10 protein-coding genes are annotated in these 15,188 nt (G+C 73.0%); 4 read left to right on the forward strand and 6 right to left on the reverse strand.

Annotation, left to right across the window (positions count from 1 at the left end):
* Positions 1-49: 49 nt before the first annotated feature.
* Together OG199_RS12485 and OG199_RS12490 are read left to right on the forward strand one after the other, a co-directional pair.
* Positions 50-1,093, forward strand: a complete 1,044-nt coding sequence (locus OG199_RS12485) for an SPFH domain-containing protein (protein ID WP_356808775.1) — start codon at positions 50-52, stop codon at positions 1,091-1,093.
* A complete protein-coding gene (locus OG199_RS12490; RefSeq protein WP_356808774.1) occupies positions 1,090-1,983 on the forward strand; it encodes a hypothetical protein in 894 nt (297 codons plus the stop codon). The genes OG199_RS12485 and OG199_RS12490 overlap by 4 nt, the downstream gene beginning before the upstream one ends.
* A gap of 99 nt (positions 1,984-2,082) precedes the next feature.
* Here OG199_RS12490 and OG199_RS12495 read toward each other — a convergent pair whose 3' ends face one another.
* Both OG199_RS12495 and OG199_RS12500 read right to left on the reverse strand, forming a co-directional pair.
* Positions 2,083-4,632 carry a polynucleotide kinase-phosphatase gene (locus OG199_RS12495; RefSeq protein WP_405829532.1) on the reverse strand — a complete coding sequence of 850 codons (2,550 nt, stop codon included), beginning with the start codon at positions 4,630-4,632 and terminating at the stop codon, positions 2,083-2,085.
* The gene (locus tag OG199_RS12500; protein WP_405829533.1) at positions 4,629-6,104 is read right to left on the reverse strand and encodes a 3' terminal RNA ribose 2'-O-methyltransferase Hen1; all 1,476 of its coding nucleotides are present in this window, start codon (positions 6,102-6,104) and stop codon (positions 4,629-4,631) included. The genes OG199_RS12495 and OG199_RS12500 overlap by 4 nt, the downstream gene beginning before the upstream one ends.
* A 363-nt stretch (positions 6,105-6,467) precedes the next feature.
* Here OG199_RS12500 and OG199_RS12505 point away from each other — a divergent pair, with 363 nt between their 5' ends.
* The gene (locus OG199_RS12505; RefSeq protein ID WP_356808771.1) at positions 6,468-7,391 is read left to right on the forward strand and encodes an LLM class F420-dependent oxidoreductase; all 924 of its coding nucleotides are present in this window, start codon (positions 6,468-6,470) and stop codon (positions 7,389-7,391) included.
* Between the two features lie 216 nt (positions 7,392-7,607).
* Here the strand turns inward: OG199_RS12505 and OG199_RS12510 are convergent, their stop codons facing one another.
* From OG199_RS12510 to OG199_RS12525, 4 genes are all read right to left on the reverse strand, one after another.
* Positions 7,608-8,084: a DUF6099 family protein gene (locus OG199_RS12510; RefSeq protein WP_356809413.1), complete on the reverse strand. Its 477-nt coding sequence runs from the start codon at positions 8,082-8,084 to the stop codon at positions 7,608-7,610.
* Positions 8,085-8,323: 239 nt separating this feature from the next.
* Positions 8,324-8,647, reverse strand: coding sequence for a nucleotide pyrophosphohydrolase (locus OG199_RS12515; RefSeq protein ID WP_356809414.1), 324 nt, complete (start codon positions 8,645-8,647; stop codon positions 8,324-8,326).
* 107 nt (positions 8,648-8,754) lie between these two features.
* Complete coding sequence (locus OG199_RS12520; RefSeq protein ID WP_405829535.1) at positions 8,755-9,978, reverse strand: ATP-binding protein; 1,224 nt, start codon at positions 9,976-9,978, stop codon at positions 8,755-8,757.
* 92 nt (positions 9,979-10,070) lie between these two features.
* Positions 10,071-10,460, reverse strand: a complete 390-nt coding sequence (locus OG199_RS12525; RefSeq protein ID WP_351726212.1) for a cell division protein SepF — start codon at positions 10,458-10,460, stop codon at positions 10,071-10,073.
* Positions 10,461-10,752: 292 nt separating this feature from the next.
* Between OG199_RS12525 and OG199_RS12530 the strand changes: the two genes are divergently transcribed.
* Complete coding sequence (locus OG199_RS12530) at positions 10,753-15,117, forward strand: molybdopterin-dependent oxidoreductase (RefSeq protein WP_405829537.1); 4,365 nt, start codon at positions 10,753-10,755, stop codon at positions 15,115-15,117.
* Positions 15,118-15,188: the final 71 nt, after the last annotated feature.

Consider the following 15,188-nt stretch of genomic DNA (forward strand, 5'->3'; position numbering starts at 1 on the left):
AACAAGGAACGAAGGGTCGCCGGGACCGCCCGGTGACAAGGGGGTACCCATGGCCGACATCACCCGGCGTCTCGGCTGGCGCCATCTGCGCGGGGCGCCGACCGCCCACGTCCGCCACCACCGGTCGGGCCGACTCGTGCACGACGGCCCCGGGCTCAGCTTCTGGTACCGCTCCCTGACCGCCGCGCTCTCCGAGGTCCCGGTCGACGACCGCGAGTTGGCGATGACCTTCCACGCCCGTACGTCCGACTTCCAGGACGTCGCGGTGCAGGCCACCGTCACCTACCGCATCAGCGACCCGGGGGTCGCGGCAGCGCGCCTGGACTTCTCGATCGACCCCGACACGGGCGCCTGGCGCGGCACTCCCCTCGAACAGTTGGGGACGCTGCTGACCGAGACGGCCCAGCAGCACGCCCTGGACGTACTCGCCCGTACGCCTCTGGCGGCGGCCCTGGTGGACGGCGTCGCCTCGGTGCGCGAACGGATCGCGGGCGGCCTGGCCGCCGAGCCCCGGCTTCCCTCCACGGGGATCGAGGTCGTGGCCGTACGTGTCGTGGCGCTGCGCCCCGAGCCCGAGGTGGAGCGGGCCCTGCGCACCCCCGCCCGCGAGCAGATCCAGCAGGAGGCGGACCGGGCGACGTACGAACGGCGTGCCGTCGCGGTCGAGCGGGAGCGGACGATCGCCGAGAACGAGCTCGCCAGTCAGATCGAACTCGCGCGGCGTGAGGAGCAGTTGGTCGACCAGCGCGGCACGAACGCGCGGCGTGAGGCGGAGGAGCACGCGGCGGCGGACGCGGTGCGGGCCGGGGCGGAGGCCGCACGGACGGTCCGCCTGGCGGACGCCGAGGGCACCCGTGTGGTGCGGCTGGCCGAGGCCGAGGCGCAGGCCGCGCGCGAGGTCGGCGAGGCGCGGGCCGTGGCCCAGGCCGCCTGGCTGCGGGTCCACTCGGACGTGGACGTGGCCACGCTGCACGCCCTGACGGGCACGCGGCTCGCCGAGAACCTGCCGCGCATCGACAGCGTCACCGTGTCGCCCGACGTCCTGACCGGTCTGCTCTCGCGGCTCGGCGGGTCCCCGGGAGAGCCGGCGTGAGTCTCGCCCCGCGGGTCGTGCTCGTCCATCGCACCACGGAGTACGAGGAGTTGGTGGCCCGGCACGGGACGCACGGGCAGGCGGCGTTCTTCCTCACCTCCCGCGGCCGGGACATCGAGGAGGTCGCGGAGCGCGGCCGACGCAACCGGCGGGCGCTGGCCGAGGTCGCCGCGGCGGTGCCGCTGACCTGGCGTCAGGCCAGGGTCGAGCGGGGCGACCTGGACCGGTTCCTGTTCGGTCCCGAGGACGTCGTGGTCGTGGTGGGGCAGGACGGGCTGGTCGCCAATGTCGCCAAGTACCTGTCCGGGCAGCCCGTGATCGGGATCGACACCGATCCCGGGCGCAATCCGGGCGTGCTGGTGCGGCATCGGCCCCGGGACGCGGGCGCCCTGCTCGCGTCGGCGCACGGGGGCGGGGCCGACGAGCTGACCATGGTCGAGGCGGTCGCGGACGACACGCAGCGGCTGCTGGCGCTCAACGAGATCTACCTGGGAGCCGCGGGCCATCAGACGGCCCGCTATCGGCTGGGGCTCGACGAGTACGGGGGTGCCGTCGAGCCCCAGGCCTCGTCCGGGGTGCTGGTGGGCACCGGGACGGGGGCGAGCGGGTGGCTCCGCTCGGTGTGGCAGGGGCGGGGCGGCGAGTTGCCGCTGCCCCGCCCCACGGACGACCGGCTGATCTGGTTCGTCCGCGAGGCCTGGCCGTCGCCGGTCACGGGTACGTCGCTCGTGGCCGGCGAGCTCGGGGCGTCCGCCCGGTTGTCGCTCACCGTCGAGTCCGATCGGCTGATCGCGTTCGGGGACGGGATGGAGGGGGATGCGGTGGAGTTGGTGTGGGGGCAGACGGTGCGGGTGGGGGTGGCGGACGTCAGGTTGCGGTTGGTGACCTGACGGTTCTCACCCCCGCCGCCCCTGCCCGTCCCGAACCTGGGGGCGGAGCCTCCAGGGACAGGAAGGGTCGGGTAGGGGCGGCGGGGGCGAGGAGAACGGCTACAGACGTGGGTCCACCGGTTCGGACTCCAGCGCGAGGACGCCGAACACCGCCTCGTGCACCCGCCACAACGGCTCCCCCTCCGCCAGCCGCTCCAACGCCTCGAGCCCGAGCGCGTACTCCCGGATCGCCAACGACCGCTTGTGGTTCAGGAACCGCCCCCGCAGCCGCGCCAGGTTCTCCGGCCGGGTGTACTCCGGTCCGTAGATGATCCGCAGGTACTCCCGCCCCCGGCACTTGATGCCGGGCGGCACCAACCGGCCCTGTGCGCCCCGGACGACCGCCTCCACGGGCTTGACGACCATGCCCTCGCCGCCGCGCCCGGTCATCTCCAGCCACCAGTCGACACCGGCCCGCACGGACTCCGCGTCCCCGGTGTCCACGAACAGCCGCCGGGTCGTCTGCAGCAGCCCGCTCCCGTCGTGCTCGACGAGCCGGTCGATCAGCGCGAGCTGCTCGTCGTGCGGGAGCGCGGCCAGGCTGCGCCCCTGCGCCGCCAGGATCTGGAAGGGCGCGAGCCGCACCCCTTCCAGGCCGTCCGTCGTCCAGCAGTACCGCCGGTAGGCGTCGGTGAACGCCGCCGCGTCGGCGGCCCGTTCCCGCTGCCGGCCCAGCAGTTCCCGGACGTCGACTCCGCGCGCCGCCGCCCCTTCGAGCGCGGCCAGCGCCCCCGGGAACACCGCCCCGGACGCGGCGCCGACCGCCGCGTACTGCGTCCGCAGCAGCCCGGACGCCTTGAGCGACCACGGCATCAGCTCGGCGTCGAGCAACAGCCAGTCCGTCCCCAGTTCCTCCCACAGACCCGCGGCTTCCGCGGCGTCCCGCAGCCGCCCGAGGATCTCCTCGGTGACCTCGGTGTCGTCGAAGAAGGGCCTGCCGGTACGGGTGTACAGCGACCCGGTGGGCCCGTCGGCCACCCCGAACCGCTCGCGCGCCGCCCCGTCGTCCCGGCAGACCAGCGCCACCGCCCGGGAACCCATGTGCTTCTCCTCGCACACGACCCGGGCGACCCCGTCCTCCCGGTACTGGGCGAAGGCCTCCGCGGGGTGCTCCAGATAGCCCTCCACCCGGGACGTCGCGGTCGGCGCCATCGTCGGCGGAAGGTAGGGCAGCAGCCGCGGGTCGACCGCGAAGCGGCTCATGACCTCCAGGGCCGCCGCCGCGTTCTCCTCGCGCACCGCGACCCGCCCGGCGTACCGGGTCTCGACGGCCCGCCGGCCGTGCACGTCCGCGAGGTCGAGTGGACGCCCCTCGTGGCCGCCGGGCGCCTCGGAGGCCAGCGGCTTGGCGGGCTCGTACCAGACCCGCTCGGCGGGTACGTCGACGAGCTCGCGCTCCGGCCAGCGCAGCGCGGTGAGCTTGCCGCCGAACACGGCACCGGTGTCGACGCAGAGGGTGTTGTTCAGCCAGGTCGCCTGCGGCACCGGGGTGTGGCCGTAGACGACCGCCGCACGGCCCCGGTAGTCCTCCGCCCACGGGTACCGCACCGGCAGGCCGAACTCGTCCGTCTCCCCGGTCGTGTCGCCGTACAGGGCGTGCGAACGCACCCGGCCCGAGGTGCGGCCGTGGTACTGCTCGGGCAGACCGGCGTGACAGACGACGAGCCGGCCGCCGTCCAGGACGTAGTGGCTGACCAGACCGTCGACGAACTCCCGTACCTGTGCCCGGAACTCCTCGCTCTCCCCCGCCAACTGCTCGACGGTCTCGGCGAGTCCGTGGGTGTGCTGGACCTTGCGGCCCTTGAGGTGACGGCCGAGCTTGTTCTCGTGGTTGCCCGGCACGCACAGGGCGTTGCCGGACCCGACCATGGACATCACGCGGCGCAGCACGCCGGGTGTGTCCGGTCCCCGGTCGACGAGGTCGCCGACGAAGACGGCCGTACGGCCCCGCGGGTGCACACCGTCGACGTAGCCCAGCTTGCCCAGCAGGGTCTCCAGTTCCGAGGCGCAGCCGTGGATGTCGCCCACGATGTCGAAGGGGCCGGTCAGGTGGGTCAGGTCGTTGAAGCGCCGCTCGGTGCGGATCTCGGCGCCCTCGATCTCCGCCTCGCCGCGCAGCACGTGCACCTTCCGGAAGCCCTCGCGTTCCAGGCTCCGCAGGGAGCGCCGCAGTTCGCGGATGTGCCGCTGGACGACTCGGCGCGGCATGTCGGCCCGGTCGGTCCGGGACGCGTTGCGCCCGGCGCACACCTCCTCGGGCACGTCGAGGACGATCGCGATGGGCAGCACGTCGTGCTTCCTGGCGAGCTCGATCAGCTGGCGGCGGCTCTCCTGCTGGACGTTCGTCGCGTCCACCACCGTGCGCCGGCCCGCCGCGAGCCGCTTGCCGGCGATGTAGTGGAGGACGTCGAAGGCGTCGCCGCTGGCGCTCTGATCGTTCTCGTCGTCGGCGACGAGACCACGGCAGAAGTCGCTGGAGATGACCTCGGTCGGCTTGAAGTGCCTTCGGGCGAAGGTCGACTTGCCCGAGCCGGACGCGCCGATCAGGACGACGAGGGAGAGGTCGGTGACGGGCAGGACGCGCCCCTGGGTGGTGTCTTCGCTGCTCATGCGGCCTTCTCCTCCTTCGCGTCCGGGGTGGCTGTGTTCAGGGAGAACGTGGCCATCTGGGTCGGCGGCCCCACCTCGGGGTCGTCGGGACCCACAGGGGCGAACTCCACCTCGTAGCCGTGCCGTTCGGCCACCGCGCGTGCCCAGCTCCGGAACTCCTCGCGGGTCCACTCGAAGCGGTGGTCGCCGTGCCGGCTGTGTCCGGCCGGGAGGGTCTCCCAGCGGACGTTGTACTCGACGTTCGGAGTGGTCACCAGGACGGTCCTGGGGCGCGCGGAGCCGAACACCGCGTACTCCAGGGCCGGCAACCGGGGCAGGTCGACGTGTTCGACGACCTCGCTGAGCACAGCGGCGTCGTACCCCTTGAGCCGCTTGTCGGTATAGGCGAGCGAGCCCTGCAGAAGCTGTACGCGTGTCGCCTGCCGCTCGCCCATCCGGTCCAGCTTGAGCCGGCGCGCGGCGATGGTGAGCGCGCGCATCGACACGTCCACGCCGACGATCTCGGTGAACCGCACGTCCTTGAGCAGCGCCTGCACCAACTGTCCCTGTCCGCAGCCGAGGTCGAGGACCCGTGCGGCGCCGCGGGCGTGCAGTGCGGCGAGGATCGCGTCCCGCCGCTGCACGGCGAGCGGTACCGGCCTGTCCTCGGTGTCGGTCTCCTCGTCGACCGCGTTGTCGATGTCCTCGACCTCGGTGTCGTCGGTCTCGGCGAGCCGGACGAGCTCCAGCCGTTCCATCGCCTCACGCGTCAGGGACCAGCGCCGGGAGAGGTACCGGCTGGTGATCAGCTTCTGCTCGGGGTGGTCCGGCAGCCAGCCCTCGCCCGCCCGCAGCAGTTTGTCGACCTCGTCGGACGACACCCAGTAGTGCTTGGCGTCGTCGAGCACGGGGAGCAGGACGTAGAGGTGCCGCAGCGCCTCGGCGAGCGTCAGCCGGTCCGACTCCAGGACGAGGCGGACGTACCGCGACGCGCCCCACTCGGGGAACTGGGCGTCCAGCGCCACGGCCTCGACGCCCACGGTCCAGCCGAGCGGCTCGAACAGCTGGTGCACGAGGTCGGCGCCGCCTCGCGCGGGAAGCGCGGGCACCTCGATCCGGAGGGGCAGCGCACGCGGGGGCAGGTCCGGCCTCGCGGCGCACTGGCCTTTCATCGCGCTGGAGAACACCGCGCTGAGCGCCACGGCGAGCAGGGACGAGGCCGCGTACGGGCGGTCGTTGACGTACTGCGCGAGCGCGGCGTCGGGTGCGCCGCCGCGGCCCTTGCCCTTGCCGCGCCGGACCAGCGCCACCGCGTCGACCTCGAGCAACAGCGCGGCCGTGCACCGCTCGGCGGACGCCTCGGGGTAGAGGACGTGAGCCGTGCCGTAGGAGGTCGAGAACACCTGCGCCTTGTCGGGGTGCTTGTGCAGCAGGAATCCGAGGTCGGTCGCGGGACGTTCCGGGTCACCGGTGGTGCTGATCGTCAGAAACACTGTGGGTCTGCCTCGAAACGTCATCTGAGCCGCGGAGCTTCCGTACGGACGTGACCGCGCACTCCGGGAACGCGTGCTCCGGGTGCGGGTGCTCGTGTCCGGTGCCGGACGACGGTGAACCGCGGCGGGGGAAGAGCGCGCCGTGCCGTGCCTTCGGCGCGCCTGCCCAACCTACAGCGAACGTCTCGGGCGGAGCCGGGAATTTTCCCTGGTGACGGCCTGCGCCGGGCTCCGGAGAACGGGGGGGCCGGCGGTCACGGCACCCCGTGTCCGGGTCGGCACGGTCGGTCACGGGTGCGGCGGTGACGCGGGGTGGGACGATTGTGGGTGGGACGGTTGTTGCGACCGGTGCATGATGGATACATGGATCTTCGAGTCTTCACAGAACCGCAGCAAGGGGCGACCTACGAGACGCTGCTCCGCGTCGCCAAGGCCGCCGAAGACCTCCACTACGGAGCGTTCTTCCGCTCCGACCACTACTTGCACATGGGGTCCGCGGACGGGCTTCCCGGGCCCACCGACGCGTGGATCACGCTGGCCGGCCTCGCGCGCGAGACGGACCGGATCCGCCTGGGCACCCTGATGACGGCCGGCACCTTCCGCCTCCCGGGCGTCCTCGCCATCCAGGTGGCGCAGGTCGACCAGATGTCGGGCGGGCGGGTGGAACTCGGACTCGGCTCCGGCTGGTACGAGGCCGAGCACGAGGCGTACGGGATTCCGTTCCCCAAGGAGAAGTTCGGCCGGCTGGAGGAACAACTCGCCGTCGTCACGGGCCTGTGGAACACGCCGGTCGGTGAACGGTTCACCTACGAGGGGAAGTTCTACCAGCTCAAGGACTCCCCCGCGCTGCCGAAGCCCGCGCAGTCGAGGGTGCCGGTCCTGATCGGCGGTCACGGGGCCAGGCGGACGCCGGCACTGGCGGCGCGGTACGCCGACGAGTTCAACATCCCCTTCGCCTCCCTCGCGGACACCGAGCAGCAGTTCCAGCGGGTACGGGCGGCGGCCGAGCAGGCCGGGCGCAAGGGGGACGACCTGGTGTACTCCAACGCGCTCGTCGCCTGTGTCGGCAGGACCGACCTGGAGGTGAAGCGTCGGGCGGACGCCATCGGGCGTGACGTCGAGGAGCTGAAGGCGAACGGGCTCGCGGGTTCGCCCGCGGAGGTCGTCGAGAGGATCGCCCAGTTCCAGGGCGTCGGTTCACAGCGGATGTATCTCCAGATGCTCGACCTCGACGACCTGGACCACTTGGAGCTGATCGCGTCCGCGGTGATGCCGCAGCTCGGCTGAGGCTTTTGGGGTGACCCCGTCCCGTAGGGGGCTGGAGACGCGGGCCTGCGCTCGATGGCTGACGCACGGGGTCACGCGTTTCAGCCCGTCCGGCGTTTGAGGACGAGCCCTTCGGGCGATGGCGGGGGTCCAGGGGACGCAGCGCCCCTGGCGGGGGTCCGGGGGCGGAGCCTCCAGGAACGGGACGGGTCGGGTAGGGGCGGCGGGGGCGAGAACCTACCCCGTCGCCCACCCCCGCTCCACCACCCCCTGATCCCGGTCGGCCAGCCGCCTCAGCATCTCCAGGACCCGGTCCCGGGACTCGTCCGCCGCGTCGATCGCCTCCATGCACTGCCAGTACGTCCCCTGTTCGTCCGACGCGCAGGCGACCCCGACGAGGGCGATGCCGACCTCGGCGAGAAGCCCCCCGAGGCACAGAAGCGCCTCGCGCGCATCACCCAACTCCGTGAGCCGGGCGGCGCGCAGGTCGGCTATGTCGCGCGGCGCCGCGTCGAGGACACCGCACCCCCGCCCCGCCAGCTCGGTCAGCCCGAGGGCCTCGCCCCGCAGCTCGGGTGGTCCCGAGACCGCGAAGCGACTGCCTATGGCCTGGGCGAGGGCCTGCGCCTGCCACGCCTCCGCCACCACCTCGTCCGTGTCCCCGCTCCCGGCCAAGGCACGTCTGCCCGCCACGATGAGCCGCACCGCTTCCATGCGCTGCCCCCGTCTGTCCCGACGCGCTGGTCGCACGTCCGCCCGAACTCCCTTGTCCACTACCCAGAGTGAGTTCTCGCGCGACGAAAAGCCAGAGGAAGCCCGAAATCTGTGGACAGAGAATCGAATGTAGACAACTCAACGACTCCGGAGAGTGACAGCGGGGACGTGGCGCTCCCCCCGGGAACCGGCCCTTGGAGTCGTCGCACCCGAAGCGGGCCCCTGCCGAGGCGACTCCGCTACGGCCCCTCGGGCGCCGGAAACCTCCGCTCGTTCCGGTCGATCTTCGCGTCGAGCGCCGCCAGCGCGTCGATGCCGAGCACCTCGCACAGCTGCAGGAGGTAGGCCAGGACGTCCGCCACCTCGTCCGTGACGCGGTGCGCGGTGTCCGCGTCGTCCATGACCCGCGCCGACTCCTCGGGGGTCAACCACTGGAAGATCTCGACAAGTTCGGACGCCTCCACGCTCAGCGCGGCGACCAGGTTCTTCGGGGTGTGGTACGGCTGCCAGTGCCGCGCGGCCGCGAACTCCGCCAGCCGGCGTTGCAGCTTCGGCACGTCCAACCCGCCGACGCCGGCACCCGCACCGGCACCGGCCCCTACCCCGGCACCCGCACCCGCACCCGCACCCGCACCCGCACCCGCACCCGCATTTTCGCTCTCGCTCTCACTCACGGCGTCAGGTCTACCACCGTGACGCCCTCCACCCCTTCCGGCCCATCGGCCCCGCACACCCGTACCGCGTCGCTCACCGCACCCACCAGCCGGATGTGCCCCCGCTCGCACATCCGCGCCGCCAGCCGGACCAGTTCACCGGCCTGCCGGACGTCCAGCCCGCGGTCGATACCGTCGGCCAGCACGGTCAGCGTCTGGAGCGCGGCCGGGACCTCCCCCACCGGGTCGACCTCCAGCACCCCGGGTCCGGTGAGCAGCACCAGGGCCAGCGCCAGATACCTCAACTCACCGTCCCCGAGCAGCCCGAGGTGCGTACAGACGCCGTCACCGCGGTCGAGGAGCGCGCGGACCGTACCGTCACCGAGCGGCTCGGCCAGGACGTCCGCGACGGGGCCCGTACATCCGGCCCGGACCGCCGCGACCAGATGCGCGTACCGGTGGCCGCACTCCGAGCGGGTCCGCCACAGGACGTCGGCGAGGTTGTCGCAGCCCCGGAGCAGGCGGCCCGCGCCGAGCGGAGTGGCGGCCCGCATCCGCCGGGGGCTCGGGTCGCAGGCGTACACGGACCGCAGGGCGACGACCATCTGCTCGGCGGCGGCGAGGACTTGACGCTCGCCGTCCGTCCGGCCCGCGAGGCGCAGCGGCAGCAGGGCGGTGCCGAGGCGGTCGTCGGGGAGCGGGCCCCGGGTGACCGCGGACGAGCCCGCGGTGTGCCAGGCCGCCTGGACCGCGGGGCGCCCCGGATCCCGCAGCGCCGTCTCCAGCAGGGTCAGTCCACCGGCGGAGAGCCGTTCACCGACGATGCGCAGTTCGGGCTCGGCCTGTACGGCGACGTCGAGCCGTACGGGTCCTTGCGGGCCGTCGACCGTGCAGCCGATGCGGAAGCCGCGGCGCCGCTCGGCGTCGGGACGGGCCCGCTCGGGCACGCAGGCGACCGGATCCGGGAACACCTCGCCCAGTTCGGCGCCGCCGCCGAGCCGCGCCAGCGCCTCGTACGCGCGCAGGACGGCGGACTTGCCGCTGCCGCTGGGCCCCGTGAAAAGGGTGAACGGTCCGAGCGGGAACCGGGCGCGCCGGTGCGCCGCGAAGGCCGCGAGCCGCAGCTCGGTGGCGCCGGGCCGGTCGGGACGCGGCGCCGCGGGGGCGCCGTACGGCTCGGCCTGGGCGCGGGGCGACTCGGCCTGGGCGCGGGCCTCGGCCGCCCGAGATGACAGGGTCATATGTGGACGGTAGGACCCCGCCACCAGGGGAACCGTTACACCCCGAGGACCTTCCTACGATCGAGGGAACCGCGCCCTCCGGATCGCCCGGCTCAGACCCCGGGAACGCCCGCGCCCTCCATCAGCCCGCGCACCTCGGTGCCGGGCGGTGTCAGCAGGAACACGTTCCGGTCGACCCGGTGCATTCCGCTCGCGAGCCCGAAGACCACTCCGGTGCTGAAGTCCAGCACCCGCTTGGCGACCTCGGTCTCGGCGCCGGTCAGGTCCAGCAGGACGGGGATGCCGGACATCAGTGTCTCGGCGACGTCGCGGGCGTCCGCGAACACATTGACCCGCAGGACCACGAAGCGGCGCCGCGTCTCGGTCGGGGCCTCGGGCATCGACCGGTGGCTCACCGCTGAGGGCCACGCGTCCCGGCCCCGCAGCGGAACGACCTGGGCGAGCCCTTCCCACTGCTCGTCGGTGACGTCGTGGCTGCTCACTGGCCCACCCCGTCCTGGCTCGCACTCATTGTCTGCACCGGGCAATTCTTACGCATGGTCACCCGTTCGGCCCAACAGCGACACGGTCCGCGACTCAGCGGACCGTCATTTCCGGGGCCTCACACGGCCCTTCGTCCGGCTGTGCAGCGCGCGTAACCGCTCGCGATCAAGGGCCGTGACATCGACGTAACGGGCAATTCGTACGCTCGCCGCACCGTGGACCGGCGAGGGACGCGTCGCGAGACGCATCGCGCGACCGTCGCGTGCCGGCCGGAGACGAGAGGGGGTGTCCGTGACCGCACAGGGTCCGCAGGCCGGCACCGCGCGGGTGCGGACCGTCTGCTCGTACTGCGGTGTCGGCTGTGGCCTGGTGCTCGACATCGGCACGGGTCCCGACGGACGGCGTACGGTCCTGAAGGCTTCCGGCGACAAGGCGCACCCGGCGAACTCCGGCCGGCTGTGCACCAAGGGCGCGACGACGGCCGACATGCTCGCCGCACCCGGTCGGCTGACCACGGCGCTCCTGCGGGCGCGGCGCGGTGCGGAGGCCGAGCCCGTGCCCGTCGACGCGGCGCTCGCCGAGACCGCCGGACGGCTGCGCGCGATCATCGACGAGCACGGACCGGACGCCGTGGCCTTCTACGTCTCCGGGCAGATGAGCCTGGAGGCGCAGTACCTGGCGAACAAGCTGGCCAAGGGCTTCGTACGGACGAACCAGATCGAGTCGAACTCCCGGCTGTGCATGGCGAGTGCGGGCGCCGGATACAAACTGTCCCTCGGCGCCGACGGGCCTCCGGGGTCGTACGACGATCTCGACCGCGCCGATGTCTTCCTGGTCATCGGCTCGAACATGGCCGACTGTCATCCCGTCCTCTTCCTGCGGCTCATGGAGCGCGTCAAGGCGGGTGCCCGGCTGATCGTCGTCGACCCGCGGCGCACCGCGACCGCGGCGAAGGCCGATCTGTTCCTGCGGATCCGGCCGGGCACCGACCTCGCCCTGCTCAACGGTCTGTTGTACCTGCTGCACGAGGACGGGCACACGGACGACGCGTTCATCGCCCGGCACACCGAGGGCTGGGAGGCCATGCCCGCGTTCCTCGCCGGTTATCCGCCCGCCGTGGTCGCCGGGATCACCGGCATCCCCGAGGAGGACATCCGGACGGCGGCACGGCTGATCGGCGAGGCCGGCGAGTGGACCAGTTGCTGGACGATGGGGCTCAACCAGTCCACGCACGGCACCTGGAACACCAACGCGCTGATCAACCTGCACCTCGCGACGGGTGCCATCTGCCGTCCGGGCAGCGGGCCGTTCTCCCTCACCGGGCAGCCCAACGCCATGGGCGGGCGCGAGATGGGGTACATGGGGCCGGGGCTGCCCGGACAGCGGTCGGTGCTGGTGGACGACGAACGGGCCTTCGTCGAGGAGCTGTGGGGGCTGCCGGACGGGACCCTCCGCGAGGACGGGGTGGGGCGCGGCACCGTCGAGATGTTCCGGAGGATGGCCGACGGTGACATCAGGGCCTGCTGGATCATCTGCACCAACCCCGTCGCCTCCGTCGCCAACCGCCGCACGGTCGTCGAGGCCCTGGAGGCCGCCGAATTCGTCGTCACCCAGGACGTGTTCGCCGAGACCGAGACCAACGCGTACGCCGACGTCGTCCTGCCCGGCGCGCTGTGGACGGAGACGGAGGGTGTCCTCGTCAACAGCGAGCGCACGCTCACCCTGGCCCGGCCGGCCGTCGATCCGCCCGGCGAGGCGATGGCGGACTGGCGCATCATCGCCGCCGTCGCCCGCGCGATGGGCTACGAGGAGGGGTTCTCGTACGAGAGCGCCGAGCAGGTCTTCGAGGAGATCAAGCGGGCCTGGAACCCGAAGACCGGGTGGGATCTGCGGGGTGCGTCGTACGAACGGCTGCGGGACGGCCCCGTGCAATGGCCCGTCGCCCGGACGGACGGGCCGCGGCGCAGTCCCGTCCGGTACCGGCAGGGGGCGGAACTGTCGTTCCCCACCGCCGGCGGGCGGGCGGTGTTCCACGCGAGGCCGCATCTGCCGCCCGCCGAGATGCCCGACGACGACTTCCCGTTCGTCCTCAACACCGGGCGCCTGCCGCACCAGTGGCACACGCTGACCAAGACCGGGAAGGTGGCGAGGCTCAACAAGCTGAATCCCGGCCCGTTCGTCGAACTGCACCCGCGGGACGCGGAGTCCCTCGGGATCGGGGAGGGCGACTCGGTGGAGGTCGCCTCCCGGCGGGGGCGGGCGGTGCTCCCGGCGGTGGTGACGGAGCGGGTGCTGCCGGGGTGCGTGTTCGCGCCCTTCCACTGGAACGACCTGTTCGGGGAGTACCTGAGCATCAACGCGGTGACCGGGGACGCGGTGGACCCGGTGTCGTTCCAGCCGGAGTTCAAGGTGTGCGCGGTGTCGCTGACGCGGACGCGGACGCGTGGCGCAGCCGCAGTGGAGCAGGGGGATCCCGTCGAGGACGGGGACGCCGTCGCGCACGCGAGTGCCGCCGTCCCTGCCCCTGATTCCGGCGCCCTTCTCCGGGAAGTGTCCCCACGCGACCTCGGCCTCGAGCCCGCGCCGCCGCCCGTCCTGTCCTCCTCCGAACGTCGCTACCTCACCGGCTTCCTGGCCGGGCTCGGCTCCGGCTCGCCCGCACTGCCGGGCGTACCCGTCCTCCCGCCGGACGCTCCCTTCGCCCCCGAGCACGCGCTCTGGGTCAACGGCGCGCTCGCCGGCATGTACTCCCGGTCCGCGCCCCCGGCCGCCCCCTCACCGACACCGGCATCGGCTCCCCTGCCGGCACCGGCAGCGCCCCCGACAGGCCGCGAGGTCATGGTGCTGTGGGCCTCGCAGACCGGGAACGCGGAGGAGTGCGCGGCGTCCGCCGCCGAGCGGCTCGGCGCGAAGGGCCACCGGGCACGGCTGGTCGGGATGGACGAGGCGGACGTCGGCTCGCTCACCCACGGCGCCGATCTGCTCTTCGTCACCAGCACGTACGGGGACGGCGACGCACCCGACAACGGGTCCGGCCTGTGGGACACGTTGTCCGGACAGGGGGCCCCACGCCTGGACGGGGTGCGCTATGCCGTGCTGGCGCTCGGCGACTCCTCGTACGACGACTTCTGCGGACACGGCCGTCGACTGGACGCGCGGCTGGACGAGTTGGGCGCCGTACGGCTCGTTCCCCGTACCGACTGCGAACCGGAGTACGCGCCGTCCGCGGCCGGCTGGTTGGAGCGGATCCTCACCGCACTCGCGGCGGGGACGCGGCCCGGGCTCGGCGCGGTGCCGGAACCGGGTCTCGGGGCGACGGCGGAACCGGGTCTCGACGCGGGGCCGGAACCAGGTCTCGGGGCGACGGCGGAACCGGGTCTCGACGCGGGGCCGGAACCAGGTCTCGGCGCGGAAGCCGTGCCGTCGTTCGGCGCAGGGGCCGTGCCCGCGCTCGGCGGCGACGCGGGGCCGCCGCAGCCGGTCCGGACGTCTCCGACGTCTCCGACGCCCCCGACGTCCCCGACGCCCCGATCCGGTCCGGCCGCCGGCACCGCCCGTCTCACCGGCAACCGGCTGCTCAGCCTGCCCGGGTCCGGCAAGGAGATCCGCAGGTTCACCTTCGACACCCGGGAGAGCGAGACCCCGCTGACGTACCAGGCGGGGGACGCGCTCGGCATACGGCCCGTCAACTCGCCTGACCTCGTGGCGGAATGGCTGGACGTCACCGGAACGCACGGGCCGACTCCGGTCGAGATCGCGGGCGTCGGAGAGATTCCCTTCGAGGAAGCCCTTCTCCGGCATCTGGACATCACACGGATCACCGCCGGCCTGCTCCGCTTCGTCGGCGAACGGACCCGCGACGGGCGGGAGTTGAGGAAGCTGCTGCGCACGGACAACAAGGACGGCCTGGCGCGGTGGTCGTGGGGCCGGCAGTCCGTGGACGTGGTGTCCGAGCACCCGGTGCGCGCCTCGGCGCGCGAGTGGGCCGGGGTGCTCGGCCGGCTGCGGCCCCGGCTGTACTCGATCTCGTCCAGTCCGCTCGTCGATCCGCACCTGGTCGCCGTGACCGTCGCCGTCGTGCGCTACGAGAATCCGGCCGGCCGGCCGCGCGGCGGGGTGTGCTCACCCTTCCTGGCCGACGCCGGGCCGGGGGCGCGCGTGCCGGTCTTCGTCCAGCGGTCGCCGCACTTCAGGCCCCCGGCGGACGCGACGACCCCGATGGTGATGGTGGGGCCCGGCACCGGAGTCGCCCCGTTCGTCGGCTTCCTCGAGGAGCGGCGGGCCCTCGGCCACCGGGCACCGAACTGGCTGTTCTTCGGCGAGCAGCACCGCGCCACCGACTTCTCCTACGAGCGGGAGCTGACCGCGCTGCTCGACGACGGCACGCTCAGCCGCCTCGACACGGCGTTCTCACGCGACCAGCGCACCAAGGTCTACGTGCAGGACCGGATGCGCGAACACGGGCCCGAGCTCTGGCGCTGGCTCCAGGACGGCGCCCGCTTCTACGTGTGCGGGGACGCCGCACGGATGGCCAAGGACGTCGACCGTGCGCTGCGGGACATCGCCGTCGCGCACGGCGGCCTGGGCGAGGCGGAGGCGGCGGCCCACGTCAGACAGCTCGCGGCGGACAAGCGGTACGTCCGGGACGTGTACTGACGGGGCGAACCCGTTGAGGCATGGGGATACGGAAGATACCGGGGCATACGGTTGGACAGGGTGACGCGGCC

The sequence above is a fragment of the Streptomyces sp. NBC_01176 genome (genome assembly GCF_045039825.1).
Lineage (GTDB): Bacteria > Actinomycetota > Actinomycetes > Streptomycetales > Streptomycetaceae > Streptomyces.

Excerpts from the sequence above, each read along its gene's own strand:
- OG199_RS12485 (WP_356808775.1), top strand. The coding sequence starts at position 50 with ATGGCCGACATCACCCGGCGTCTCGGCTGGCGCCATCTGCGCGGGGCG.
- OG199_RS12495 (WP_405829532.1), bottom strand. The coding sequence starts at position 4,632 with ATGAGCAGCGAAGACACCACCCAGGGGCGCGTCCTGCCCGTCACCGAC.
- OG199_RS12505 (WP_356808771.1), top strand. The coding sequence starts at position 6,468 with ATGGATCTTCGAGTCTTCACAGAACCGCAGCAAGGGGCGACCTACGAG.
- OG199_RS12510 (WP_356809413.1), bottom strand. The coding sequence starts at position 8,084 with ATGGAAGCGGTGCGGCTCATCGTGGCGGGCAGACGTGCCTTGGCCGGG.
- OG199_RS12520 (WP_405829535.1), bottom strand. The coding sequence starts at position 9,978 with ATGACCCTGTCATCTCGGGCGGCCGAGGCCCGCGCCCAGGCCGAGTCG.